This window comes from Roseibium sp. AWQ4_254, assembly GCF_056161025.1.
On sequence record NZ_JBSWYH010000040.1, the window covers coordinates 14,900 to 39,977 of the forward strand.

Annotated in this window: 20 protein-coding genes; 14 read left to right on the forward strand and 6 right to left on the reverse strand. The window is 60.4% G+C overall.

All coding sequences use genetic code 11. The features are described from left to right. Window positions 1-85 precede the first annotated feature (85 nt). Entirely contained in the window at window positions 86-2,860 is a 2,775-nt protein-coding gene (gene secA, locus ACXAIC_RS22470; protein ID WP_475186056.1) for a preprotein translocase subunit SecA, read from the reverse strand. A gap of 265 nt (window positions 2,861-3,125) precedes the next feature. On the opposite strand from secA, the gene ACXAIC_RS22475 reads away from it, so the two are divergent. The 4 genes from ACXAIC_RS22475 (at window position 3,126) to ACXAIC_RS22490 (ending at window position 6,146) form a co-directional block, all read left to right on the forward strand. Beyond that, window positions 3,126-4,001, forward strand: coding sequence for a peptidylprolyl isomerase (locus tag ACXAIC_RS22475; RefSeq protein WP_475186003.1), 876 nt, complete (start codon window positions 3,126-3,128; stop codon window positions 3,999-4,001). Between the two features lie 160 nt (window positions 4,002-4,161). Continuing rightward, window positions 4,162-5,403 (forward strand): bifunctional glutamate N-acetyltransferase/amino-acid acetyltransferase ArgJ, encoded by a 1,242-nt coding sequence (gene argJ / locus ACXAIC_RS22480; RefSeq protein WP_475186006.1) that lies wholly within the window; start codon window positions 4,162-4,164, stop codon window positions 5,401-5,403. An 84-nt stretch (window positions 5,404-5,487) separates the two neighbouring features. Next, window positions 5,488-5,889, forward strand: coding sequence for an 8-oxo-dGTP diphosphatase MutT (mutT, locus tag ACXAIC_RS22485; protein ID WP_475186008.1), 402 nt, complete (start codon window positions 5,488-5,490; stop codon window positions 5,887-5,889). Between the two features lie 41 nt (window positions 5,890-5,930). After that, window positions 5,931-6,146: a Flp family type IVb pilin gene (locus ACXAIC_RS22490; RefSeq protein WP_475186011.1), complete on the forward strand. Its 216-nt coding sequence runs from the start codon at window positions 5,931-5,933 to the stop codon at window positions 6,144-6,146. A gap of 47 nt (window positions 6,147-6,193) precedes the next feature. On the opposite strand, the gene ACXAIC_RS22495 is transcribed toward ACXAIC_RS22490, so the two are convergent. After that, window positions 6,194-7,081 (reverse strand): class I SAM-dependent methyltransferase, encoded by an 888-nt coding sequence (locus ACXAIC_RS22495; RefSeq protein ID WP_475186012.1) that lies wholly within the window; start codon window positions 7,079-7,081, stop codon window positions 6,194-6,196. Window positions 7,082-7,293: 212 nt separating this feature from the next. Here ACXAIC_RS22495 and ACXAIC_RS22500 point away from each other — a divergent pair, with 212 nt between their 5' ends. The 4 genes from ACXAIC_RS22500 to ACXAIC_RS22515 all read left to right on the forward strand — a co-directional run bounded on the left by ACXAIC_RS22500 (window position 7,294) and on the right by ACXAIC_RS22515 (window position 9,963). Then, window positions 7,294-8,070 (forward strand): double zinc ribbon domain-containing protein, encoded by a 777-nt coding sequence (locus ACXAIC_RS22500; RefSeq protein WP_475186015.1) that lies wholly within the window; start codon window positions 7,294-7,296, stop codon window positions 8,068-8,070. Between the two features lie 120 nt (window positions 8,071-8,190). Then, window positions 8,191-8,448, forward strand: a complete 258-nt coding sequence (gene grxC / locus ACXAIC_RS22505) for a glutaredoxin 3 (RefSeq protein WP_475186017.1) — start codon at window positions 8,191-8,193, stop codon at window positions 8,446-8,448. Window positions 8,449-8,575: 127 nt separating this feature from the next. Further along, window positions 8,576-9,436, forward strand: coding sequence for a carbon-nitrogen hydrolase family protein (locus tag ACXAIC_RS22510; protein WP_475186019.1), 861 nt, complete (start codon window positions 8,576-8,578; stop codon window positions 9,434-9,436). Next, window positions 9,433-9,963, forward strand: a complete 531-nt coding sequence (locus ACXAIC_RS22515) for a DUF1178 family protein (protein WP_475186022.1) — start codon at window positions 9,433-9,435, stop codon at window positions 9,961-9,963. The genes ACXAIC_RS22510 and ACXAIC_RS22515 overlap by 4 nt, the downstream gene beginning before the upstream one ends. A 75-nt stretch (window positions 9,964-10,038) precedes the next feature. Here ACXAIC_RS22515 and ACXAIC_RS22520 read toward each other — a convergent pair whose 3' ends face one another. From ACXAIC_RS22520 to ubiG, 3 genes are all read right to left on the reverse strand, one after another. Beyond that, window positions 10,039-10,548: a hypothetical protein gene (locus ACXAIC_RS22520; RefSeq protein WP_475186025.1), complete on the reverse strand. Its 510-nt coding sequence runs from the start codon at window positions 10,546-10,548 to the stop codon at window positions 10,039-10,041. 218 nt (window positions 10,549-10,766) lie between these two features. Beyond that, entirely contained in the window at window positions 10,767-11,462 is a 696-nt protein-coding gene (locus tag ACXAIC_RS22525) for an alpha/beta fold hydrolase (protein WP_475186026.1), read from the reverse strand. Then, window positions 11,462-12,223 (reverse strand): bifunctional 2-polyprenyl-6-hydroxyphenol methylase/3-demethylubiquinol 3-O-methyltransferase UbiG, encoded by a 762-nt coding sequence (ubiG, locus tag ACXAIC_RS22530; RefSeq protein WP_475186028.1) that lies wholly within the window; start codon window positions 12,221-12,223, stop codon window positions 11,462-11,464. The genes ACXAIC_RS22525 and ubiG overlap by 1 nt, the downstream gene beginning before the upstream one ends. Before the next feature lie 200 nt (window positions 12,224-12,423). Between ubiG and ACXAIC_RS22535 the strand changes: the two genes are divergently transcribed. The 6 genes from ACXAIC_RS22535 to clpB all read left to right on the forward strand — a co-directional run bounded on the left by ACXAIC_RS22535 (window position 12,424) and on the right by clpB (window position 21,945). Continuing rightward, window positions 12,424-13,674: an aspartate kinase gene (locus ACXAIC_RS22535; protein ID WP_475186031.1), complete on the forward strand. Its 1,251-nt coding sequence runs from the start codon at window positions 12,424-12,426 to the stop codon at window positions 13,672-13,674. Between the two features lie 70 nt (window positions 13,675-13,744). Then, window positions 13,745-16,018 (forward strand): phosphoenolpyruvate--protein phosphotransferase, encoded by a 2,274-nt coding sequence (gene ptsP / locus ACXAIC_RS22540; protein ID WP_475186032.1) that lies wholly within the window; start codon window positions 13,745-13,747, stop codon window positions 16,016-16,018. Between the two features lie 112 nt (window positions 16,019-16,130). Beyond that, a complete protein-coding gene (prfA, locus tag ACXAIC_RS22545; protein WP_475186036.1) occupies window positions 16,131-17,204 on the forward strand; it encodes a peptide chain release factor 1 in 1,074 nt (357 codons plus the stop codon). 2 nt (window positions 17,205-17,206) lie between these two features. Then, window positions 17,207-18,061: a peptide chain release factor N(5)-glutamine methyltransferase gene (gene prmC / locus ACXAIC_RS22550; RefSeq protein ID WP_475186039.1), complete on the forward strand. Its 855-nt coding sequence runs from the start codon at window positions 17,207-17,209 to the stop codon at window positions 18,059-18,061. A 391-nt stretch (window positions 18,062-18,452) separates the two neighbouring features. Next, complete coding sequence (locus tag ACXAIC_RS22555) at window positions 18,453-19,133, forward strand: DUF4167 domain-containing protein (RefSeq protein WP_475186043.1); 681 nt, start codon at window positions 18,453-18,455, stop codon at window positions 19,131-19,133. A 214-nt stretch (window positions 19,134-19,347) separates the two neighbouring features. Next, window positions 19,348-21,945: an ATP-dependent chaperone ClpB gene (gene clpB, locus ACXAIC_RS22560; protein ID WP_475186046.1), complete on the forward strand. Its 2,598-nt coding sequence runs from the start codon at window positions 19,348-19,350 to the stop codon at window positions 21,943-21,945. A 239-nt stretch (window positions 21,946-22,184) separates the two neighbouring features. Here the strand turns inward: clpB and ACXAIC_RS22565 are convergent, their stop codons facing one another. Then, on the reverse strand, window positions 22,185-24,161 hold the full coding sequence (locus ACXAIC_RS22565) for a M23 family metallopeptidase (protein WP_475186048.1): 1,977 nt from the start codon (window positions 24,159-24,161) through the stop codon (window positions 22,185-22,187). Between the last annotated feature and the right edge of the window lie 917 nt (window positions 24,162-25,078).

Consider the following 25,078-nt stretch of genomic DNA (forward strand, 5'->3'; position numbering starts at 1 on the left):
GCACACGTTCTTTGCAAGGCGCAAAAAAGCCGGCGCATTTTGAAGGATACGCCGGCGCTTCTTGCGTGTCAGACAAAGGGGAGGCTCAGACGAGCGCCCCGTGACAGTGCTTGTATTTCTTGCCGGATCCACAGGGGCAGGGCTCGTTCCGGCCGACTTTGCCCCAGGTGGACGGATCTTGCGGATCGCGTTCGCCCGGCGGCACATTCCGGAGCTGGGCGTCAGCTGCAGCCATTTCGTCTTCCCCGGTCAGCGGGTTGATGTGGTGGGCATGCATTTCCGGTTCGTCCGGCATTTGCGGCGGCTGTTCTGTCACCAGCTCGACCCGCAGCAGCTGGGCCGTGGTCATCTGGCGCAGTTGCGCCAGCATGGATTCAAACAGGGTGAAAGCTTCGGTCTTGTATTCCTGGAGCGGGTCACGCTGGGCGTAGCCCCGGAACCCGATGACCGAGCGCAGGTGATCCAGATTGGCCAGATGCTCGCGCCACAGATTGTCGAGGGTCTGCAGCAGGATCGTCTTTTCGACCTGGCGCATGATGTCCGGGCTGTATTTGGCCACCTTCTGGGCCATGGCCTCGTCGGCGGTCCGGCGCAGGCGCTCTTTCACCTCTTCTTCGGCAATGCCTTCTTCCGCTGCCCAGTCTTTGACCGGAAGATCCAGGTTCAGGTATTTGCCCACCTCTTCTTGCAAACCTTCAGTGTTCCACTGTTCGGGATAGGCCCGTTCGGGAATGTGGTTGGCGACCAGATCGTCAATCACATCGTGGCGCATGTCCGTGACCGCGTCCTGGATGGCCTCGCTGTCCATCAGCTCGATACGCTGCTCAAAGACCACCTTGCGCTGGTCGTTCATCACGTCATCGAATTTCAGGAGGTTCTTGCGGATGTCGAAGTTGCGGGCTTCAACCTTCTGCTGGGCCTTTTCCAGCGCCTTGTTGATCCAGGGATGGATAATGGCTTCGCCTTCTTCCAACCCGAGTTTCTGAAGCATGGAATCCATGCGCTCGGAGCCAAAAATGCGCATCAGATCGTCCTGAAGCGACAGGAAGAACTTGGAATGGCCCGGGTCCCCCTGGCGGCCGGACCGGCCGCGCAGCTGGTTGTCGATGCGGCGGCTTTCATGGCGCTCGGTGCCGATCACATAGAGGCCGCCGGCCTGAAGCGCCTTTTCCTTCAGAGCCTCAACTTCCGAGCGGATCGCGGCTTCTTTCGTGCTGCGCTCTTCGCCTTCGGGCATGTCCCCCAGCTCCATGGCGATCTGCATGTCCGCATTGCCGCCGAGCTGGATGTCGGTGCCGCGGCCGGCCATGTTGGTGGCAATGGTCACGGCGCCGGGCAGGCCTGCCTGGGAAACGATGAAGGCTTCCTGTTCGTGATAACGGGCGTTCAGGACCGCAAAGATCTTGGACTTGCCATCGTCCTTCTTTTGAGCGGCGGCAAAGGCGGCCGGGTCGCTGAGATCGATCTGTTTGTAGCCGTGTTTCTTCAGCATTTCGGCCAGAAGCTCGGACTTCTCGATCGAGGTCGTGCCCACCAGGATTGGCTGGCCCCGCTCCTTGCAATCATCGATCAGCTTGACGATGGCGTTGAATTTTTCCTGGACCGTGCGGTAGACCTCATCGTCGTCGTCAATCCGTTTGACGGTGACATTGGTCGGAATTTCGACCACTTCCAGCTTGTAAATATCCGCGAATTCGTCCGCTTCCGTCGCCGCCGTTCCAGTCATGCCCGCGAGCTTGTCATACATGCGGAAATAGTTCTGGAAGGTGATGGAGGCCAGGGTCTGGTTCTCGGGCTGGATGCGCACTTTCTCGCGCGCTTCCAGGGCCTGGTGCAGGCCTTCGGAGAACCGGCGGCCCGGCATCATGCGGCCTGTGAATTCGTCAATGATAACGACTTCGCCGTTTCGGACAATATAATCCTTGTCACGCTGGAACAGCTTGTGGGCCTTCAGGGCCTGCTGCAGGTGGTGAACGACCGACACGTTCTCGACATCATAAAGGGAGCCGCCCTTCAGAAGATCGGCGTCGCTGAGCAGGGCTTCCAGTTTCTCGTTGCCTGCTTCGGTGAAGGTGGCCGAGCGCTGTTTTTCGTCGAGCTCGAAGTCCTCTTCCGCCAGTTGGGGGATGAAGGCATCAACGGTGTTGTAGAATTCGGACCGGTCTTCCAAAGGACCGGAAATGATCAGCGGGGTGCGGGCCTCGTCCACCAGGATCGAATCGACCTCATCGACGATCGCATAGGAATGGCTGCGCTGCACCATCGAGGCCCGGTCATGCTTCATATTGTCCCGGAGGTAGTCGAAGCCGAACTCATTGTTGGTGCCATAGGTGACATCGGCTGCATAGGCCGCGCGGCGCTCCTCGTCGGACAGGCCGTGGGTGATGCAGCCGACGGTCAGGCCGAGGAAGCGATAGACCTGGCCCATCCAGTCACTGTCACGCTGGGCCAGATAGTCGTTCACGGTGACCACATGAACACCGTTGCCTGTCAGCGCGTTCAGGTAGACCGGCGCGGTGGCCACAAGCGTCTTGCCTTCCCCCGTGCGCATTTCGGCGATCTGACCCGAATTGAGCACCATGCCACCGATCAGCTGCACATCATAATGGCGCTGTCCCAGGGCGCGCCGGGCGGCTTCGCGGACTGTTGCAAATGCGGGGGCGAGAATGTCGTCAAGGCTTACGCCGCTCTCGAGCTGGCTGCGGAATTCGGCGGTGCGCGCTTTCAGGGCGTCATCCGAAAGGGCCTGAGTTTCTGCCTCCAGGGCGTTGATCTCCTCGACCTTTGCCCGGAATGTCTTGATTCTGCGGTCGTTTGACGAACCGAAAAGCTTACGTGCTAAAGCGCCAAGGCCAGCCATGTGGCGGTCCTTCCTTACCGGGCGGCGCTCAATGGCAATCTGGCGCGCGCCCATGAAATCGTCTCAATTGCTGTCCACGGTCCCGCCGGGCAGATCGCCCGGCCGGAAAACGCGGCCTTAAAGATGCCATCCGGCTCAAGAGCAGGACCGCCCGACAGATAAGAGGGGGCTCTAAGCTTGTCAACGCTGCTGGAATAGGCAAAGTACCCCCGCCCTGAAGATTGAGGGCAATAAAGAGACCGTTCCCATAGGTAAAGGACTTCTTATGTTCCGAATTTCGATGCGCAGGCCCGTTCAGGCTGTTGCCGTTTCCCTTCTGGCCGTGACGCTCGGATCCGTTTCGCTGAAGGCAGCCGAACCGGACGATGTGGTGGCCAAGGTCGGTGATCAGGAAATCACCGAAGCCGACATCGCTTTTGCTGCCAAGGACCTGGGGCAGCAGTTGCAGCGCTTCCCGCCGGCGCAATGGCGTCAGATCCTGCTGGATGTGGTGGTTGATATGGAGCTCCTTGCCCAAGCCGCCCGCAAGGACGGCATCGACAAGGACCCGGACTTCCAGAAGCAGCTGGAATTTCTGGAGATGCAGGCACTGCGCAACGCCTATCTGGCCCAGAAGGTCGATGGCGGGATCTCCGAAGACGATCTGAAGGCGGCCTATGACAAGCAGTTCGCCGATTTTGAAGGTCCGGAAGAAATCCAGGCCCGGCACATTCTGGTCAAGGACAAGGCGGAAGCCGAAGCCGTGATCAAGGAGCTGGACGGGGGCGCGGATTTTGCGGAGCTGGCCAAGGAAAAATCAACGGGCCCGTCCGGCCCCAATGGTGGTGACCTTGGCTATTTCACAAAAGGCCAGATGGTCCAGCCGTTTGAAGAGGCGGCTTTCGCACTGGCGCCGGGCGACTACACCAAGGAGCCGGTTGAGACCCAGTTCGGCTGGCATGTGATCAAGGTGGAAGACAAGCGCCGTCAGGAAAAGCCGGCCCTTGAAGCCGTGTCCAAAGAGCTGCGGCAGCAGCTGGTGCGCGAGCGCTACGAAGCCAAGATGGCCGAGCTGAAAGATGCCATCAAGGTTGAGGTGCTCGATTCCGCGCTTGCCCAGCCGGCCGCCGAAGCCGACAGTGACGGCGAAAAGAGCGAATAAGCGTCAACAAACCGGTGCCAGCCCGGCGGGGAACCGCCGGGCCAGGTCTTAGCGGCCGCTGCGGGCTCTGAGCTGTCTGAGCTGCGCTTGAAAAGACTTGCGCTTGCCCAAGGCGCTCTCTATGGACTGCTGAACTCTTCAGTTTACCGGGACCTCAGCCATGTCCACGACCGTTTCTCCACTTGCTCCCAAATCCTATCCGGACCTGCCGCCGCTGGAAGGGGTGACCTTCGCAACGGCTGCCGCCGGCCTGAAATATGAGGGGCGGACGGATGTGCTGCTGGCGATGCTTTCAAAAGGTACTGCGGTGGCCGGAGTGTTCACCAGGTCGAAATGCCCGTCTGCTCCCGTCGATTGGTGCAAGGCGAAACTGCCGGGCGGAACGGCGCGGGCTCTGCTGGTGAATTCCGGCAACGCCAATGCCTTTACCGGCAAGAAAGGCGCGGATGCAGTTGACCTGTCTGCGCGGATCGTGGCTGAAGCGCTGGACTGTTCCCAGGACGAAATCTTCCTGGCCTCCACGGGCGTGATCGGAGAGCCACTGCCTGCCGGGAAATTCGGCGGCGTGGTCACGGACCTTGTCGGCGGGCAGGATGGCACGCTCTGGATGGACGCGGCCAAGGCCATTATGACAACCGATACCTATCCGAAAGTGGCCACTGCCCGGATTGATCTGGATGGTGAAGTGGTCACGATCAACGGGATTGCCAAGGGGGCGGGCATGATCGCGCCGGACATGGCGACCATGCTGTCCTTCCTCTTCACCGACGCGCCGATCTCCCAGACGGTGCTGCAGGCTCTCCTGAGCGGCGAGACCGGGGACAGTTTCAATGCGGTGACCGTTGACAGTGATACGTCGACCTCGGACACGGTGCTCTTGTTTGCCACGGGCAAGGCAGAGGCGCGTGGTATCGCACCGGTCACCTCTCTGGACGATCCGCGTCTTGAGACCCTGCGGGCGGCCTTGCGGGATGTCATGCAGGACCTTGCCCAGCAGATTGTGCGGGACGGGGAGGGCGCGCGCAAATTTGTCGAGGTCCGTGTGACCGGCGCCACCAGCGATGCGTCGGCAAAAACGATTGCGCTCGCCATTGCCAATTCCCCGCTCGTGAAAACCGCCGTGGCCGGAGAGGATGCGAACTGGGGCCGGGTGGTCATGGCCGTTGGCAAGGCCGGGGAGCCTGCCGACCGGGACCGGCTGGCAATCTGGTTCGGGGATGTGCGGGTGGCGCTCGATGGCGAACGGGACCCGGACTACAGCGAAGAGGCAGCCTCGGCCGTGATGCGGGAAGAGGGCATTGTCATCCGGGCCGATCTGGGGCTGGGCAGCGGTCAGTCGGTGGTCTGGACCTGTGATCTGACAAAAGAATATGTCGCGATTAATGGCGATTACCGAAGCTGACCCTGCTAGGCAGTCTTGACGGTTATGGGCGCGTCAGGCTTTCCAAAGTCTTCCTTCCTGTCTCACAATTGGACACAGAGTGAAATGACCAAAATTGTACTTGTTTCGGCTTGTGCGCTTGTGGATGCGGATGGCCGGATTCTCCTGGCGCAGCGGCCGGAAGGTAAGTCCATGGCGGGACTGTGGGAATTCCCCGGAGGAAAGGTTGAGCCCGGGGAGAGGCCGGAGGAAACATTGATCCGGGAGCTTCAGGAAGAACTCGGCATTGAAGTTAACGAAGCCTGTCTCGCCCCCCTGACCTTTGCGAGTCACGCTTATCAAGATTTTCATTTGCTGATGCCATTGTTCATCTGCCGCAAATGGTCCGGTGTTCCCCAGGGACGGGAGAACCAGGCCCTGAAGTGGGTCCGCGCGGTCAGATTGAGGGAGTATCCCATGCCGGCGGCTGACGAGCCGCTCATTCCTCACCTGATTGATGCGGTTTAAAGACGAAAACCATTTTACGTCCTGACCGGTGGGGGATGACAATGATGAAGACGCGATTGACTTGCAGGGCAGCCAAACAGGTTGCAGCCCGTTTCTGGAAAGACGAGACCGGAGCGACGGCCGTGGAATATGGCTTGCTCGCCGGTTTGATCAGTCTGGCAATTATTACCGGGCTTGCTGTCATGGGCACGTCCCTCAGGGACAATGTCTTTGGGGTGCTGTCGAGCGCGTTGACGGCCGCGACGTCGAGCAGCTAACCCGCGCTTTCAAAATTGGTGGGGCGGGTAGCGGACAACACCCTCGCTTACAGTTTTTCTTCCCGGGTTCCCAGAACATCGGCAAGCCGAGACTGGGCCGAGCCGGGGCGCAGCGGCTTTTGCTGGCTGTCATGGGGCGCCCAGCCCGACAGGGTGACAAGAGCAAAGGTCGCCCGGATGCGGCCGTCTTCATCGCAATGGTTTTGAGCATAAAGGTCGGCGGCGCGCAGCAGGGTTGCCCGGGACAGGGGCTGCTCCGGCCTTTCCGTCAGGATGGATGTGGCGCCCATGGCTCTCAGATCCTGCAGCAAGGCGAACATCGTATCATAGCGCACGGTCAGGCTGTCGAGATCGGTGACAGGCAGGGCAAATCCCGCGCGTTGCAGCAGTCCCCCCAGATCCCGCGTATCGGCAAACGGCAGCACACGGGCAGCCGCGCCGCCGGTCATCTCCAGTTCGGCGCGTGTCAGACTGTCCCGCAATTCGCTCAAGGTTCCTGCACCCGGCAGCGTCGCCAGGAACAGGCCGTCCGGGGCCAGCGCGCGCCGGATCTGAATCAGGCTTCCCGGCAAGTCGTTGACGGCGTGAAGCGAGAGCGCCGATACAATCAGGTCAAGGGACTTGTCCTTGAACGGCAGCAGGGCATCATCGCACACGAGACCGGGGGGCGGCAGGTCAGGGTCTTTGAAAAAAAGATCTGCGCGGACAAGCCGGTCAACCTTGCCGCAGGCCTCAAGCGCTTTTGAAATCAGGCCGCGGTGTCCGCCAAGATCCAGAGCGGTTGGAAAGCGCCGGGTGACGGCCAGGAGCCGGTCTTCCAGATCACGGGCAACCTCGGCCAGCAGGAAGTCGGCGCCCGCAGTTGCCTGCCGCAGAGCCCGCAAGCGTCTTTGACGGAAAAGGCGGCGGTCGAAGAGATCCGGTTGTGCGCTCACAAGACATCCTGACGCTTGGCATGAGATCCGCCGCTGACATAGGGCATGGGCACAAACACGTCAAAGAGAGTGTCCCTCAAGATGCCCTTTCAGGGCGGCTTTGTGCCAAACTCACTTGATAATGCGCCATCATATGGGGTTCTATCCATAAAGTTTGGTCTGCCGTCCAGGAGCTGGCGGCAACGGTGTTTTCGCAAGGCGGTATATTGCCGATGGTCATGTCAAATTGCCTGTCCGCGCTGCCCCGTACTCTGGCGCGCGGAGCCTTGGATCTTCTGCTGCCCTTAAGGTGTCTGAGCTGCGATGAGCGGGTCGGGACCGGGGAAGGGCTTTGCCCCGCCTGCTGGTCTGCCATGTCCTTTATCGAAAAGCCGGTCTGCTACCGGCTCGGCACGCCCTTTTCCTATGATATCGGAGAGGAGGCCTGGAGCCCGCGCGCGATTGCCGATCCGCCGCCATTTGAGCGCTCGCGCTCGGTTGCCTTTTATCAGGGCACCGCGCAGACTCTGGTGCTTGCGCTGAAATTTGGCGGACGGCGGGAACTGGCCCGGCCGATGGGCCTCTGGATGCGGGCGGCGGGCCGCGATTTCCTGCAGCCCGACAGTCTTCTTGTGCCTGTACCACTCCATTGGTCGCGTCTTTTGTCCCGGCGCTTCAATCAGGCGGCCGCCCTCGCAAAGGTGATTGCGGAGGCCTGTGACGCCCCCTTTGCGCCGGACACTCTGGTGCGCATCAAACGAACCCGGCAGCAGGTGGGCCTGTCCGCAGGAGTGCGGCACAAGAATGTGCGCTCCGCCTTTGCGGTTGGACGGAACAGGGCATCCCTTTTGACCAGCCGCCACGTTGTTCTTGTCGATGATGTGGTTACGACGGGTTCCACCTTGAGAGCCTGCACCCGGACCCTGCTCGGGGCGGGCGCCGCGTCTGTCGATGTGCTCACTTTTGCGCTTGCCGACCCGTCCCGGCAAGGACATCAGGAGCATTTTTGAGCGGCTTTGCGTTGTGTCAGGCCTTGTGTTTGTACGCCCGGCGCGCATATATCGCCCGGGTTTGAAAACTTGCCGGCAAACAAGACCGGCAACTCCTTAAGGTGAAAGAGGGCGGTTGAAATGGCCGAAGTGGAAATCTACACGCGGCAGCTCTGCGGTTTTTGTACAGCGGCAAAACGGCTGCTTGACAAGAAAGGCGTAACCTACACGGAATATGATGCAACCTTTGATGGAGAGTTGCGCAAGATCATGGTCCAGCGGGCCAACGGGCGCAACACATTTCCGCAGATCTTTGCCGGCGAAACCCATATTGGCGGATGCGATGATCTGCATGATCTGGACCGGTCTGGCAAACTGGACGCCTTGCTCGGGTCGTGATCCTCTGTCGGGCGTTGCGCTGCTTGAACGGCCGGCCAGGCCGTCTTCAACAACGCGCCTTGACTGCAAACAGGAACAAGCCATCCGTTCGGTTTCTATCAACTGAGATTGGTATGAAAGGACGCCCATGACCAAAGTCACTGCAGCCTGCATTCAGCTGCGAAGCGGCAAGGATCCGTTGCACAATGCCGATGCGGCCGAGGCCCTCATCCGCTCAGCGGCCCGGGACGGGGCCACCTATGTGCAAACACCGGAAATGTCGAACATCCTGGTGCGGACGCGGGAGGAGTTGCAGGAGCGTATCGGAGCGCCTGAAGACGATGCCTTCTTGAAAATGGCCCGCAGGCTTGCCCAGGAGCTCAAGATCTACCTGCATATTGGCTCCCTTGCGGTTGTCAGCGATGCTGGCAAGGCCGCCAACCGGGCGGTCCTGATTGCACCGGATGGCCGCATCCTTGCGGCCTATGACAAGATCCATATGTTCGATGTGGATCTGCCCAATGGGGAGAGCTGGCGGGAGTCGGCCACCTATGAGCCCGGCGGTCAGGCCGTTGTGGCCGAGCTGCCCTTTGCGCGGCTTGGACTGGCGATCTGCTATGACATCCGTTTCCCGGCTCTTTTCCGTGCCCAGGTCCGGACCGGGGCGGAGCTGCTAACGGCACCGGCCGCCTTCACACGCCAGACCGGTGAATCCCACTGGCATGTGCTCCAGCGCGCCCGGGCGATTGAAAATGGCGCCTATATCTTATCCGCTGCCCAGGGGGGGCGCCACGAAGACGGGCGGGAAACCTACGGCCACAGTCTCGTTGTTGATCCCTGGGGCAAGGTGGTTGCCGAGCTCGATCACAATGAGCCCGGGGTGCTTTTGGCGGAGCTCGACACGGAGGCCGCCGCCGCCGCACGGGCCCGGATACCGGCACTTGCCAATGAACGGGATTTTGCCTGTGCCGTCGTTACGTCAGCGGCAAAATTGGAGGAGCCTGCTTGATCAAATATTCGCTCATTTGCGAAGCCGAACACGGATTTGAAGGCTGGTTCCGGAATTCCGGCGATTTTGAAGCGCAGCAGAGCCGCAGTCTGGTGACCTGTCCCGTTTGCGGATCATGTAACGTGTCAAAACGTCTGATGGCCCCGGCCGTGGCAACGTCCCGGAAAAAGGGGGCACGGCCCCCGGTGCTTGCCCCCGGTCAGCCGGGTGCAGAGCCGGGATCCGGCGCAAAGCAAGGGGCTGCGGAGCAAGCCCCGTCTGGCGGGGCGCTGCAGCCATCGGCTCTGTTGCCCAGCGACCTGCGCCAAAAGGAACTTGTTGAGGCATTGCGCCAAGTGCGGGCCCGCATTGTTGAAACGTCAGAAAATGTCGGAGCAGACTTCGCCTCTGAAGCCCGCAAGATCCATTATGGGGAAGCGGACGTCCGCAATATTTATGGGGAAACGACACCTCAGGATGCGGCAGACCTCGTGGAGGAAGGGATTGCTGTTTTGCCCTTGCCGGATCTTCCCGAAGAGAAGAACTGATCTGTGCACGGCGGCATCGCTGCGCCGGTACGGGCAGCGGTGCTCGCGTTTGACGAGGCTGAGATCCTGAGGAGATCAGGCCTTCGCGGGGGTGCTGGACCGGGCGCGCGGTTTGCGTGCGGCGGGTTTGGTCTCTTTCAGGCTTTCTTCTGCGGCCTTGCTCAATTCGCCGACGCTTTCCAGCGCCGTCTCGTTCAGCTCTTCAACCACGGCTGCATTTTCGGAAAAACTATCCCGGAACAACGCCGCCTGTTTTTCGAGATGGTTCTGATATTCGCTGGCCATTCTGGAATAGAACGCCTGCAATGTTGCCATGGTTTCGTCGGGCCCGGTGCATTGGCTCAGCGATTTTGCGCACTCAAAATCCTCATGAAGCCGGTGGCTGACAAATTCCATCTGGCCGTCAAATGCCTTTTCGGCCTGGGACCACATCACTTCGCCCATTTTCTGAAAGCTGGCGACGGTCTTGGCTTCGATCCGGTCTTCACGCTCTGCAAAGGCCCAGTTTGTAAAGGCCGGCATAGGCCAGTCAAAGGTCATGGGGTTGAAGTCGAATGCACCTGCTGAACTGCGTTTTGTTGGCATGAGAGATCCTCCGCTTGTTTGTCTTTCATGCGTTGGCCGGTGCCTGGTCCTCCCGGCACCGGGGGAACCCCAAAGATGCAAAACTCCGGGGGTGTCCGGCCGCGGCCGGATTTAATTTTTTTACCGTCGCGTAATTTTACGCGCGCCGCAATCAGGATCTTTGACAAGGATCAATTTTCCCGAGTGTTTGAATCCGGTCGATTTTCCGGGAATGCAGCCTAGGGACGGTTGAGGAAAAGCTTTAATGCCCCGGTCACTTGATCCGGTGCCTCAAGGGTCGACAGGTGGCCGCAAACTTCAAGCAGGACCAGATCGCTTTGCGGGATGAGCTGGTGGATTTCAACCGACAGTTCCGGGGCGATCTGGCGGTCGCCGTCGCCGGACAGGACCAGCACGGGACAGGAAATGTCCGGTAGAGCGGGGCGGGAATCGATCCGGTTGCCATTGGCGGTGGCCTGCCGGATGAAAGCCTCTACGCCGGTCTCGAAGGCCATTTCACGGACAACGGCTTTCAGGTCCGCATTGGTCTCGTTTTTTTCATGTACGAAGCCTGGAAAGAACAGGTCCGGAATCTTGGCGAAGGATTTCGTCTTTGCCACCTTGATCAGGGCGCGCCGCTTGTTTTTCTGCTCTTCGGTGTCTGCCCGGGCAGAGGTGTTCAAAAGGGCAAGGCGCGTCACCCGTTCCGGGGCGCGGCGCATCACCTCCAGGGCGATATAACCGCCCATTGACAGGCCGATCAGGGAAAAGCGCTCCGGGCCTTCCGCCAGGAGCCTCAGGGCGATCGCCTCGATGCTGTCATCGTCACGGTTGTTGGCCACCAGAATGGGGCGGTCGGCAAAGGCGGCGATTTGGGGCGCATAGAGCGCATGGGTGCACAAATGCCCCGGAACGAAGACGATCGGTTCTCCCATCAGGAAGCGTCCGGCCGCTCCGCCAGCAGCATGTAGTTGACATCCATGTCCCGGGAGCGGGACCAGGTGTCGGTCAGGGGATTGAAGGTCACACCGGACCGGTCAAGGATCGACAGCCCTTCCGCTGCCAGCGGGGTTTCGATCTCGTCCGGCCGGACCAGCTTCTCATAGGAATGCGTGCCTTTGGGCAGCCAGCGCAGCACGTATTCCGCACCGACAATTGCCAGCGCATAGGCCTTGAGCGTGCGGTTGATGGTGGCAACGAACATCAGGCCCCCCGGCCGGACCATGCTGCCGGTGGCTTTCAGGAACAAGGGCACATCGGCCACATGTTCCACCACTTCCATATTCAACACCACGTCGAAGGTTTCTCCGGCGGCGGCAAGCGCTTCGGCGGTTTCGGCCCGGTAGTCGATCTCAAGCCCGGAGCTTTCCATATGCAATTTGGCAATCCGGATGTTGGTTTCCGATGCATCGGCACCGACAACCTCAGCACCCAGGCGGGCCATCGGTTCGCTCAACAGGCCACCGCCGCAGCCAATGTCCAGAAATCGAAGCCCCTTGAACGCGTCCGACGCACGCGGATCGCGGTCAAAGCGTTTGCACACTTCCTGCTTGATATAGGCGAGACGCACCGGATTGAACTTGTGCAGCGGCTTGAATTTTCCGGTCGGGTCCCACCAGTCTTCTGCCATTGCCGAGAAGCGGGCGATTTCATCGCTGTCGATCGTGCCCGTTGCCTGTTGAGCCTTGCCTGTCATCGGACGATCCTTTCCATAGGTCATGCGTTCATGCCGTCAAGCGGGATGCATTGTTTAGCTGTCGTTTAGTGTCTTTGACCATTTGTCAAGTCAGCGCAGGCCAAGCAGAGTTGCAGCAAGGCAGCGCAGGCTGTATGCATGGCCGCCGATCCATCAGGAGTGCTTGGCGCTTTTGTCACAACGAACAGAATACGAGTGGTATGGCCCGACTGGTTTTAAAATTTGGGGGAACATCGGTTGCCGATCTTGATCGCATCCGCAATGTGGCCCGCCATGTGAAACGGGAAGTGGACGCAGGGCATCAGGTTGCGGTGGTGGTTTCGGCCATGGCCGGCCAGACCAACAAGCTGGTGGAGTTCTGCCGCGACGCGGCACCGCTTCACGATGCGCGTGAATATGATGCGGTGGTTGCCTCCGGGGAGCAGGTCACCTCCGGCCTTCTGGCCATTGTGCTGCAGGACATGGGCGTCAATGCCCGCTCCTGGCAGGGCTGGCAGGTGCCGATCAAGACAGATGAAAATCACGGAGCGGCCCGGATCCGCGAGATTGATGCCGGGTTCCTGAGCGAACGGCTGGAGCAGGGGCAGGTGGCGGTTCTGGCAGGCTTCCAGGGCATTTCGCCGGACAACCGGATTGCGACTCTCGGCCGCGGCGGCTCGGACACGAGCGCAGTTGCCATTGCCGCGGCCGTCAAGGCCGACCGTTGCGACATCTATACGGATGTGGACGGGGTCTATACCACAGACCCGCGCATCGTGCCGAGGGCGCAGCGTCTGGAACGGGTGTCCTTTGAGGAAATGCTTGAAATGGCGTCCCTCGGGGCCAAGGTTCTGCAGGTCCGCTCGGTCGAAATGGCCATGGTGCACAATGTGCGGACGTTTGTGCGCTCCAGTTTCGATGATCCGGACGCGCCCCAGGTCGGTGAAGACGGCCTCCCGATTGGTACTTTAATTTGCGACGAGGATGAACTCGTGGAACAGCAGGTAGTCACCGGCATTGCATATGCCAAGGATGAAGCCCAGATCTCGCTGCGGGACGTGGCTGACAAGCCCGGCGTTGCCGAATCCGTGTTCGGGCCGCTGGCCGATGCCCACATCAATGTGGATATGATCGTTCAGAACATTTCGCCGGACGGCAAAACCACAGACATCACATTTACCGTTCCGGAAGGGGATTTCGACCGGGCGAAACAGGTGCTCGATGACAACCGCGAAGACATCGGCTTCCAGAATCTGGAAGGGGCCCGCGATGTGGTGAAGGTGTCCGTCATCGGCATCGGCATGCGCTCTCATGCGGGGGTTGCGGCCCAGTGTTTCCGGGGGCTTGCCTCCAAAGGCATCAATATCCGGGCCATCACCACGTCCGAAATCAAAATCTCCGTGCTGATCGATTCTGCTTACGCGGAACTTGCAGTGCGGACTCTCCATTCGCTATACGGGTTGGACGGATAAGTTTAACCGGCGGGCGGCCCCGGCACGATTGGGGTCCGGGCTGCCTGAAGCGGAATGAGATGGGGGCGCCATGCGCAGCAACCTAGCCGGACCGCGCCTATTGCTCCGCAGGCTCCGCGAAGTCATGGCGGAGCCGATTACGGCGCAAGAGCGACTCGACAAGATCGTTGTGCTGATCGCCTCGAATGTCGTCGCGGAAGTGTGTTCGGTATATATCCTGCGTGCCGATGGGGTTCTTGAACTTTATGCGACCGAGGGCCTCAATCGTGAAGCGGTCCACAACGCCTCCCTGCGGGTTGGTCAGGGTCTGGTCGGTCTGATCGCTGCCGAAGCGCGGCCCCTCAATCTTCCCAATGCCAGCGCCCACCCGGGCTTTGCCTACCTGCCGGAAACCGGCGAAGAAGCCTATAATTCCTTCCTCGGTGTGCCGATCCTGCGGGCCGGGCGCACCCTGGGGGTTCTGGTGGTGCAGAATCAGTCTCACCGGACCTATATGGAAGATGAGGTTGAGGCGCTTCAGACCACGGCCATGGTGATTGCCGAGATGGTTGCGGCCGGGGAGCTGGAAGCCATTTCCCAGAAGGCGACCGGTCTCGACATGTCCCGGCCTGTCACGGCAACCGGCGCCGGGCTGGCGGAAGGTGTCGGCCTTGGCCATGTTGTCTTGCACGAGCCACGGGTGGTCGTCACCAATCTGATTGCGGAAGATACCGATCAGGAAAAAGCCCGGCTCGAAGGGGCGATCAACCGGCTGCGCCTGTCTCTTGATGATCTTTTGGCGAGTGGTGAAATCGCCGCCACGGGCGAACACCGCGAGGTGCTGGAAGCGTACCGGATGTTTGCCTATGACCGGGGCTGGATCCGCAAGATCGAAGAGGCGATCAAAAACGGGCTCACGGCGGAAGCGGCCGTGGAAAAGGTGCAGAGCGACACAAGGGCCCGGATGCTGCGCCAGACCGATCCTTATCTGCGCGAGCGGCTGCATGATCTGGACGATCTTGCCCACCGCCTGATCCGCGAACTGATGGGGCGCGCTCAGGTGCCGGGGCTGGGCGAACTGCCGCAGGACGCCATCATTGTCGGCCGCAACATGGGCGCTGCCGAATTGCTGGATTACGGGCGGGACCGGATCCGGGGCCTTGTTCTGGAAGAAGGCGGGCCCACAAGCCATGTGACAATCGTCGCCCGCGCCCTTGGCATTCCCACAGTCGGTCTGGTGGACGATATCGTCAGCCTCGCAGATGCGGATGATGCGATTATCGTGGACGGGGACACGGGCGAGGTGCATTTGCGCCCGGCGGCCGACCTGGAAAATGCCTATGCGGAAAAGGTCCGCTTCAGGGCCCGGCGCCAAGCGCAGTTCCGCCGGTTGCGGACCAAGCCGTCGGTGACCAAGGATGGCGTGGAATTTTCCCTGCAGATGAATGCGGGACTGCTGATTGACCTGCCTCATCTGGAAGAATCCGGGGCGGCCGGTATTGGCCTGTTCCGCACCGAACTGCAGTTCATGGTGGCCTCTTCCTTTCCGCGCATGCGCGAGCAGCAGGCCCAGTACAGCCAGGTTCTGGATGCGGTGGACGGCAAGCCCGTGACGTTCCGGTCCCTGGATATCGGCGGCGACAAGGTGCTGCCCTATTTGCGCTCGATCCAGGAAGAAAACCCGGCCATGGGCTGGAGGGCCCTGCGTCTTGGTCTCGACCGGCCGGGCCTGCTGCGGACCCAGATCCGGGCGCTGCTGCATGCGGCGGCGGGCCGGGATCTCAAGCTCATGTTCCCGATGGTCGCGGAAGTGGATGAATTTTTGCGGGCCAAGGCGCTGGTCGACAAGGAAATCCGCCATCTGCGCCGCCATGGCCATACCACTCCGGAAAATATCCGCCTTGGTGTCATGATCGAAGTGCCGTCACTGCTCTTCCAGCTGGATGAGCTGATGACCCATGTGGATTTTGTGTCTGTCGGATCGAACGACCTGTTTCAGTTCTTTTGTGCGGTCGACAGAGGCAACACACGGGTGGCTGAACGGTTCGATCCGCTCAATGTCGCCTTCCTGCGGGCCTTGAAGCTGATTGTAGATGCGGCCAACAAGTTTCATGTGCCCGTGACCTTGTGCGGGGAACTGGCCGGACGGCCGCTGGAAGCCATGGCCCTGATGGGGCTCGGCTTCCGTGATCTGTCCATGTCTCCGGCCGCGCTCGGGCCGGTCAAGGCCATGCTGCGCACGCTGGATGCGGGCCGGTTGTCGGCCCGGCTGCTGCCACGCCTTGACCCGGGGCACGACAACGTTGATATCAGAGACGTGCTGAAACGCTTTGCCGCCGAAACGGATGTGGCTCTTGAGCCTTAGCGGCGCCTGTTCGTCTTGAGCCTGTTTTGTTCCTGTTCACATGATTGACCGGCCATCATTGACCCTTCAAGGGGACCAGAGGGCCTGATCTGACTTTGGAGTATCTGCGCGTATGCTAGCGCGTCACAAACTTGATAACCTTCTGGACCGGTTTGCCGAGATCGAACATCTGATGTCGTCGGGCCCGGATCCGCAGGCCTATGTGAAACTGTCGCGCGAGTATGCCGGGCTGGAGCCGCTGGTCACCAAGATCCGAGCCCTGATCAAGGCGGAAGAGGACCTCGCCGGTGCCGAGGCATTGATCCTGGATCCTGATTCCGATGCGGAGATGCGCGAGCTTGCCGAATTGGAGCGTGACGCGCTTTCCGGTCAGGTCGAGGCTTTGACGCAGGATGTGCGGATCGGCCTTTTGCCCAAGGACGAGGCGGACGCCAATGACGCCATTCTGGAAGTGCGCGCCGGGACGGGGGGGGATGAAGCGGCGCTGTTCGCCGGGGATCTGTTTCGCATGTATCAGCGCTTTGCGGAACTGCAGGGCTGGAAGGTGGAAGTTCTGTCAGCCAGCGAGGGCGAAGTCGGCGGTTTCAAGGAAATCATCGCTTCCGTGTCCGGAGAAAATGTTTTTGCCCGGCTCAAGTTCGAATCCGGCGTACACCGGGTGCAGCGGGTTCCTGCGACGGAGTCCGGCGGCCGTATCCACACTTCAGCGGCAACGGTTGCAGTGCTTCCCCAGGCAGAAGATGTTGATGTGGATGTGCAGGACAGCGATCTGCGCATCGACACCTTCCGGGCGTCCGGCGCGGGTGGCCAGCATGTGAACACGACGGACTCGGCCGTGCGCATCACCCATCTTCCAACCGGCATTGTTGTGGCGGTTCAGGATGAACGCTCCCAGCACAAGAACAAGGCGCGGGCCATGCAGCTGTTGCGCGCGCGCATATATGATGAAGAACGGGAGCGGGCCGCCAGCGAACGCACGGAGGCCCGCCGCCTGCAGGTCGGCTCCGGCGACCGCTCGGAGCGCATCCGCACCTACAATTTCCCGCAAGGGCGGGTGACCGATCACCGGATCGGTCTGACGCTTTACAAGCTGGACCAGATTGTTGCCGGGGAGGGACTGGGCGAAGTGATCGAGGCCCTGATCGTGGACCATCAGGCCAATCTGCTTGCATCCGAAGACGCGTGACCATGCAGCTCGGCCAGCTCTACCGGCAGGTGCGGGATCAGTTTCGCGGCGCGGCGGTCACGGCAGCTGATCTGGAGGCAAAGCTGCTGATCACTGCGCTGCTGAATGTCAATGTGTCCGACCTTGTGCTGGACGAGGCCAGGCAGCTCAGCACCGGGGACGAAGCGCGGGTTCTTGAGGCCGTCAGACTGCGTCTTGGTGGTATGCCGGTTGGCCGTATTCTGGGCGCGCGGGAGTTTTATGGCCGCAGTTTCAAGCTGAACCGCGCCACGCTGGAGCCCCGCCCCGACACGGAGACCCTGGTGGATGCGGTGCTTGCGCGCAGTGTTGCGGATGCGCCTCTGCTCATCTACGATATTGGCACGGGAACGGGCGCAATCGCCGTTACGCTTCTGGCGGAGAGGCCAAAGAGCCGCGTGGTCGCCATTGATTTGTCCGAAGAGGCTCTCGGCTGTGCGCTGGAAAATGCCCAGCTGCACGGGGTCGCGGACCGGTTCCTTCCTGTTTGCGGGGATTATCTGTCGGCTTTTGGAGCCTGCCGGACGGCCGGGCCGGACTGGATCGTCAGCAATCCGCCTTACATCCGGTCCGCTGTGCTTCAGGACCTCGACCGGGAGGTCCTCGAACATGATCCGTTTCTCGCCCTGGATGGTGGCGACTCGGGACTGGAGGCCTATCTGCGGATTGTGGCCGAGGCGGCGGGGCTGATCGCTCAGGGCACCAGAATCGCCTTGGAAATCGGCTGGGATCAGGGCGAAGATGTGAAAAAACAGCTGCGTCTTCATGGCTTTGGAGCGATTGAAATCATTAAGGATCTTGCTCGTAACGACCGGGTTGTGCTGGCTGGGAAGATATAATTTTACTGTTTTGATCCAAAGGCGAAAAAGCACTTGGAAAACGCGCCGGAAACGGTTAGGTTCATCTCGCCGAGACCGGAAATGTTATCAACATTGAGCGGGGCACACGCAACCGGCAGGACGGGGGCAGGCGCAGTTACAGCGCGATGACCTCATCTGCAAGACGGGCTTCCGGTGTTTCGGACTGTCGAAGACAAAAACGAAAGCGTTGGCCAGTGGCCTGCTTCGCGCTGAGTGTGTTTTCAATGACAGCCGCGAACCAGCATGGTTGGTGTCGGCAATTACTTCGTGTCGGTTTTAGGCAATTCCGATGATGGGTCAGCGTTTTGCTGACCGCCGTTCCGCAAGAGAAAACGGCAGGATGAGACCAGGAAATCAAAGCAATAAGCGTATGCGCGGTCGGGGCCGCAAGGGCCCTAATCCGTTAACCCGGACCTACGAATCAAACGGTCCTGATGTGAAAATCCGCGGCACAGCGATGCATATTGCGGAAAAGTATCAGCAGCTTGCCAGGGATGCTCAAGCATCCGGTGATCGGGTGATGAGCGAGAACTACAACCAGCATGCAGAGCACTATCTGCGTATTGTCGCAGCCGCACAGCCGCAGCAGCAGCCATCCGCGCAGCCGTCTGCACGCGGTGAGGCCGAGGACAGTGCAGAGGCTGCACCCGTGAACGGATCTGCGCCTGCCATCGGGTCTGAGCGCCCGGCAGCTGAGCGCAGCGCTGACGGGGACCTTGTGGATGCAGACAGCCCGCAGCCCTTCATCGAAGACATGCCGGTGATCAATCAGGAAGGCCAGGTGAACGGCGCAGCCCAGAAGGCTGAGGCCGAAGAGGGCGAAGGCGACGACAAGCCCAGACGGCGTGCGCGCACGCCCCGTGCCCGCACCCCGCGCCGGACCGCTGCCAATGAGGGCGCAGAAGCTCCTTCCGAAGGCGCTGGCGAGACCGCTGAAGCCTCCGGCGACCCCTCTGAAGACGATGCCGCCAAGCCGCGGCGCCGGGCGCCGCGTACCCGCAGGGCCAAACCGGTCGAGGATGCTCCGGCGGAAGCAGCTGCTTCCGAATAGGGTATGTCACGCAGATCTGATGATGAGGAACGGCGTCCCGAAGGGCGCCGTTTTTTATTGTGCCTTGCGCTGGGTCAAGGTCTTTTGTGATGAAAATGCAACACTATATAGAGAGGGCAGCGCTCCTGGAGGCTGCGCGGATGCCCGCAAACGGGGTCCGTATCCAACAACGTTCCCCACGCTTCGGGTGGTGTGAACGGGTAGGAGGTAGATGATGAATTTTGAAAAATACACCGAGCGCGCCAGAGGGTTCATTCAATCGGCGCAGACTTTTGCGCTGGGGCAGGGCCACCAGCAATTTACCCCGGAACATGTGCTGAAAGTTCTGCTCGATGATCCGGAAGGCATGGCCAGTGGACTGATCGACCGGTCCGGCGGCACTGCCAAGGCTCTCAAAGGAGATCTGGAAGGCGTTCTGGAAAAGATGCCGAAAGTCTCCGGAGGGTCCGGTCAGCTCTATATGGCGCAGGCGACCGCGCGCCTGTTCGATCAGGCGGAGAAGATTGCCGACAAGGCGGGCGACAGTTACGTCACCGTTGAACGGCTGCTGCTGGCTCTTGCCATGGATGCGGGCAGTGAGGCCGGTAAGCTGATGAAGCGCCACGGAGTGACGGCCAATGGCCTCAACGAGGCGATCAACCAGTTGCGCCAGGGGCGGACGGCCGACAGTGCCACGGCGGAAAATCAGTATGAAGCTTTGAAGAAATACGCCCGGGATCTGACTGAGGTGGCCAGGGATGGCAAGCTTGACCCTGTGATCGGGCGGGATGAGGAAATCCGGCGCACCATTCAGGTTCTCTCCCGGCGGACCAAGAACAATCCGGTGCTGATCGGGGAGCCGGGTGTCGGCAAGACGGCGATTGCCGAGGGCTTGGCCCTGCGTATCGTCAACGGGGACGTTCCCGAATCCCTGAAGGACAAGCAGCTGCTTGCCCTGGATATGGGGGCTTTGATTGCGGGGGCGAAATACCGGGGCGAATTCGAGGAACGGTTGAAGGCGGTTCTATCCGAAGTCGAGGCGGCTGCAGGCGGGATCATCCTCTTTATCGATGAAATGCACACGCTTGTCGGTGCGGGCAAGGCGGATGGCGCCATGGATGCGTCCAATCTCTTGAAACCGGCACTTGCCCGTGGGGAACTGCATTGCGTCGGCGCCACCACTCTGGATGAATACCGCAAGCATGTGGAAAAGGATGCTGCGCTTGCCCGCCGGTTCCAGCCGGTCTTTGTGAGCGAGCCGACCGTTGAGGACACGGTGTCGATCCTGCGTGGGATCAAGGAAAAATACGAGCTGCATCACGGGGTGCGGGTGACCGATTCCGCGATTGTGTCGGCTGCGAACCTTTCCAACCGCTACATCACCGACCGGTTCCTGCCGGACAAGGCCATCGACCTGGTGGACGAGGCCGCGAGCCGGTTGCGCATGCAGGTGGATTCAAAGCCGGAAGAACTCGATGAGCTGGACCGGCGGATCATTCAGCTCAAGATCGAGCGGGAAGCGCTCAAGGCGGAAAGCGATGACGCCGCCCGAGACCGGCTGGAGAAACTGGAGCAGGAGCTGACCAATCTGGAAGAGCAGTCCAAGGCGCTGACCAGCCGCTGGCTTGGCGAAAAGGAAAAGCTCAATCTGGAACAGAAGATCAAGGAGCAGCTTGAGCAGGCCCGGATCGATCTGGAAATCGCGCAGCGCCAGGGCAATCTGGCCAGGGCCGGGGAATTGGCCTATGGGGTGGTGCCGGATCTGGAGCGGAAGCTGGCTGAGGCCGAAGCGTCAGAAGATGCTGATGCCATGGTCGATGAGGCGGTGACCCCGTCCCATATTGCCCAGGTGGTTTCCAAGTGGACCGGCATTCCCGTCGACAAGATGCTGGAAGGCGAGCGGGAAAAGCTCTTGCGTATGGAAGATGTTCTGGCAGACCGGGTGATCGGTCAGGCCGAGGCCATCCATGCGGTGTCCACGGCGGTGCGGCGGGCCCGGGCCGGGCTTCAAGATCCCAACCGGCCCATCGGCTCTTTCATGTTCCTTGGCCCGACCGGGGTCGGCAAGACCGAGCTGACCAAGGCACTGGCAAGTTTTCTGTTTGACGATGACAGCGCTATGGTGCGGATCGATATGTCCGAATTCATGGAGAAGCATTCCGTTGCCCGGCTGATCGGGGCGCCTCCGGGCTATGTGGGCTACGAGGAAGGCGGTGCGTTGACGGAAGCCGTGCGCCGGCGGCCCTATCAGGTGGTCCTGTTCGACGAGATCGAAAAGGCCCATGCCGATGTGTTCAATGTGCTGCTTCAGGTGCTGGACGATGGCCGTTTGACTGACGGCCAGGGCCGGACGGTCGACTTCCGCAACACGCTCATCATCATGACCTCCAATCTGGGCGCGGAATATCTGGTCAATCAGCCTGAGGGCGAGGACAGCGATGCGGTCCGCGGGGATGTCATGGGCGCGGTGCGCGGGCATTTCCGTCCGGAGTTCCTGAACCGGCTCGACGAAATCGTGCTCTTCCACCGTCTGCAACGCTCGCAGATGTCGGACATCGTCAAGATCCAGCTGACCCGCCTGCGCGCCCTCTTGGCGGACCGCAAGATCACGCTCACCCTGGACGAGGGGGCGATCGGCTGGCTGGCCCAGAAGGGCTATGATCCGGCCTATGGCGCCCGGCCGCTCAAACGGGTGATCCAGAAGGATGTTCAAGACCCGCTGGCGGAAAAATTGCTGGCTGGAGACATTCTTGACGGTCAGGGCGTGGAGGTCTCGGCCGGAGCGGACCGTCTGATCTTCCAGGTGGAAGGCCCGGAAAGCGCCGCAGCCTGACTTTGAGGCTTGCGGCAACCGGCTCGAGCAAGCCGTGTTTCACCGGGTTGGCCTTTCGCTGGCTGAAGCCAGGGGGCAGAGCCGAAAAGATTGATGGTTTGAAACCGAAGAACCGCGGCATGCGGTCAACAGAGCAGCTCAAACACCAATCCCGCGGTGCATTCTGCACCGCGGGATTTTCTATGAGTTTTGGGGATCTGGCCGGTGTCGCACCGCCGGTAAACTTATCGCACGATGCTTTAGTTCAAGGCAGCAATGCGGGAGGGCTTGCGCACCCGGTCCAGCAAGGTGTCGATCCGGAAGCGTTCGGCTTCGAAGTTTGCCCGCATCTGGCCTTCCAGGGTGCGCCCTTTCGGCAGTTTGATGCGCATCGGATCTACATAGCGGCCGTTGACGAGCACTTCGTAATGGAGATGCGGCCCGGTCGACAGGCCGGTCGAGCCCAGATAGCCGACGATCTGGCCCTGTTTGACCCGCACACCCTTCTTGATGCCTTTGCCGAACCCGCTCATGTGGTTGTAGGTGGTGACATAGCCGTTGGTGTGCTGCAATTCGACCCGGCGGCCATAGCCTGATGTCCAGCCGGCCTTGATGACAAGGCCGTTGCCGGCCGCAAAAATCGGCGTGCCACGGGGTGCTGCCCAGTCCACGCCCCGGTGCATCTTGGCGTATTTATAAATCGGGTGGCGCCGCATGCCGAAGCCGGAGGTGAACCGGCCGCCGGTCAAAGGCTTCCGGACCAGGAACTTCTTGGCGCTCTGGCCCGAGGCGTCATAATAATCGGTTACCCCGTCATCCGACGTCCGGTAGCGGTAGAATTCCCGGGTTGTGTTGCCCGTATTGAGAGAGGCGTAGAGCACCTTGGGCGCGCTGTCGCCATCGCCCGGTGTAAAGAACAGTTCCAACGCGTCGCCCGGCTGAACGCGGGCATTGAAATCCACGTCAAAGGAGAACATGCGCACCAGATCATCGACGATATCCAGCGGGATGTCCTGCTCCAGGGCGGTCTGGTAGAGACTGTCATAGATGGCTGGTGTCGGACCGCCATAGGAGACCCTGTCCGCTTCGGCAAAGGCGTCGGCGAGGAATGTGTTCGGTTCCTTCGCGCGCACATAGGCACCGCTGTCGGAAATGGCGACCGTCGCCTGATGCTCAGTGGCGGTATAGAGTGAAATCCGTTCCGGGCGCATCCGGTCCGGATCGTCTGGGGAGCGGGCATAGGCTATGCGCAGGCGCTGGCCTTCCTCCAGTTCGGAAATGCCGAACAGCATCTTGAAGGAGCTGGCAATCTTGCGCGCTTCTTCTTCTGTGGCATCATGATCGCGCAGAAGCGGCTGGAGGGGTTGCGTTTCCGTGATCGGAACGATGCTTTCTTCCATGCCGGTATAAGGGATCTCTTCTTCCTGTTTGGAGACGAAAGAGACGTTCTCCGGCGTGATGCGGACCGCATAGCGTTCCAGATCCGGTTTCAGGGCCAGGCTGAAATCAAAGCGGCCGGGATCGACCAGGCTGCGGGTGGCCGTTTCCGCGGAATTGAGCGTCAGGTCGCGGGCGGAGGCACGCACGCTCAGCTCGACCTCGCTTTCCGAGGGGCCCTCGTCCTTGTCGATATAGGGGCTTGAGACCGGGAAGGGGGCAAGGGAAATGCTGACTTCGTTTTCCAGCTTTGCCCCGTAAAGGGAGTCCGCGATCTGGGCCGACCCTGCGTCGGCAATCAGCGTGTCCTCGCCATCCTCCGGCTGATCCTTGAACATGTTCATCGGATTGAAGGGCGGGATGCGGCCCGCATATTGCGGATCCTTGCGGGTGGCAAGGCTCGCGCTAACATAGATATGCGGCTGAACCCGGATGTGGTCCTTGTCGCCGACACGGGCGACCACATTCACGTCGATTTCGTGTTTGCTGGAAAACTCGGTTGCCGTCTTCAGAACCCGGTCGCCTTTGGTGCCGGTGCCATTGCTGTCGGACAGGCCGGCAAAATCCGCATTCACCGGAGCGGCGGCTTCCACACTGTATTGGCCGTCAAGGGCTGCCAGAAGCGCGCCGCCCATCAGCACCAGGGACGTGACACCTGTCAGGACGCTCCCGGCAAGCCAGCGCAAGGAGACCTGCCGCTTGTCCGACAATCCGCTTCGGCCTTCGTATCCCCGCAAGGGCGGTTCATCGCCAAGCTCGATGCGCAGGGACTGAGCGCTGTGGAACGGGCCAAAATGCATTGATACCTGTCCAGGTCCTTTAATAAGCGTTCAACGGATTTGAACCCGCCTGAGCTGAAACAGAGGGCAGAAGGGCTAATACCCTTTAATACCCGATCCTGCTACATGCAGTGTTTGATTTAAATCGTCAATTGGTTCCACACCAGAGAGTTCTGCCCCGCTTGTGCAAGAAAATGTGCGTAAAGTTGGAATTTGACGGTTTGATGGTCACTGTCTCCAAAGCAGGGTTGTGCAGGGCTGTTTGCCGGCGATCCGGAAAGACGGCCTTTTTGCAGAAGAAGAAAGCTGCGGCCCTCGAGCAAGGCGAAAGAGCAGCGACAGGGCCGGACCGGCTGTCAGACAAAGGCTGGATCTGAAGAGGCTGTCCTGGCCGGGCCATTTGGACCAGCCGGTCGGACCCAGGCTTCAGGGGCCAGATGTCTTCAAGAATAATGGGCCGTGGGACAATGGCGGCAATGCTGCGTTGCGGCATTGCCGGAAGGTGGAAAGCCCTTGAAATCCGGGGCGGGCAAAGACCTGTTGAAAGGGAAAATCGAGAGCAGCCAAATCCATGGTTGGCGGATCTTTACGGGGAATTTAGCATATTCAAGCCATTGAATTTTCAAATGAAAAAACAAGTAACTTCATTCTATGAATCTTTTTTGACAAAGTCTGTTGACTCATGTTGGGGGCATGCGTATAACGCCCTCCATCGACGGCGGCGCCGCCACGCGGTGCCACTCACTGTCGGTCCTACCAGACAACACAGCCGAAAAGACCTGGCGACAGGGATGAGGCGAGGCGTCTTTGGGTGAGCCTTTTATGGCGACATTTGCGCAAGCGAATGGTTCTTTGACAATATGATATGAAGGAAGGGAAGCGTAGGCGGCGTTGGTCTTGCGATACCTGGTAGAGATGCTGGGTGTTTTAAGGAGTTA

Excerpts from the sequence above, each read along its gene's own strand:
- ACXAIC_RS22475 (WP_475186003.1), top strand. The coding sequence starts at position 3,126 with ATGTTCCGAATTTCGATGCGCAGGCCCGTTCAGGCTGTTGCCGTTTCC.
- clpB (WP_475186046.1), top strand. The coding sequence starts at position 19,348 with ATGAATTTTGAAAAATACACCGAGCGCGCCAGAGGGTTCATTCAATCG.
- prmC (WP_475186039.1), top strand. The coding sequence starts at position 17,207 with ATGCAGCTCGGCCAGCTCTACCGGCAGGTGCGGGATCAGTTTCGCGGC.
- argJ (WP_475186006.1), top strand. The coding sequence starts at position 4,162 with ATGTCCACGACCGTTTCTCCACTTGCTCCCAAATCCTATCCGGACCTG.
- secA (WP_475186056.1), bottom strand. The coding sequence starts at position 2,860 with ATGGCTGGCCTTGGCGCTTTAGCACGTAAGCTTTTCGGTTCGTCAAAC.
- ubiG (WP_475186028.1), bottom strand. The coding sequence starts at position 12,223 with ATGACAGGCAAGGCTCAACAGGCAACGGGCACGATCGACAGCGATGAA.
- ACXAIC_RS22535 (WP_475186031.1), top strand. The coding sequence starts at position 12,424 with ATGGCCCGACTGGTTTTAAAATTTGGGGGAACATCGGTTGCCGATCTT.
- mutT (WP_475186008.1), top strand. The coding sequence starts at position 5,488 with ATGACCAAAATTGTACTTGTTTCGGCTTGTGCGCTTGTGGATGCGGAT.
- ACXAIC_RS22565 (WP_475186048.1), bottom strand. The coding sequence starts at position 24,161 with ATGCATTTTGGCCCGTTCCACAGCGCTCAGTCCCTGCGCATCGAGCTT.
- ACXAIC_RS22500 (WP_475186015.1), top strand. The coding sequence starts at position 7,294 with ATGGTCATGTCAAATTGCCTGTCCGCGCTGCCCCGTACTCTGGCGCGC.
- grxC (WP_475186017.1), top strand. The coding sequence starts at position 8,191 with ATGGCCGAAGTGGAAATCTACACGCGGCAGCTCTGCGGTTTTTGTACA.
- prfA (WP_475186036.1), top strand. The coding sequence starts at position 16,131 with ATGCTAGCGCGTCACAAACTTGATAACCTTCTGGACCGGTTTGCCGAG.
- ACXAIC_RS22525 (WP_475186026.1), bottom strand. The coding sequence starts at position 11,462 with ATGGGAGAACCGATCGTCTTCGTTCCGGGGCATTTGTGCACCCATGCG.
- ACXAIC_RS22490 (WP_475186011.1), top strand. The coding sequence starts at position 5,931 with ATGATGAAGACGCGATTGACTTGCAGGGCAGCCAAACAGGTTGCAGCC.
- ACXAIC_RS22520 (WP_475186025.1), bottom strand. The coding sequence starts at position 10,548 with ATGCCAACAAAACGCAGTTCAGCAGGTGCATTCGACTTCAACCCCATG.
- ptsP (WP_475186032.1), top strand. The coding sequence starts at position 13,745 with ATGCGCAGCAACCTAGCCGGACCGCGCCTATTGCTCCGCAGGCTCCGC.
- ACXAIC_RS22555 (WP_475186043.1), top strand. The coding sequence starts at position 18,453 with ATGCGCGGTCGGGGCCGCAAGGGCCCTAATCCGTTAACCCGGACCTAC.
- ACXAIC_RS22510 (WP_475186019.1), top strand. The coding sequence starts at position 8,576 with ATGACCAAAGTCACTGCAGCCTGCATTCAGCTGCGAAGCGGCAAGGAT.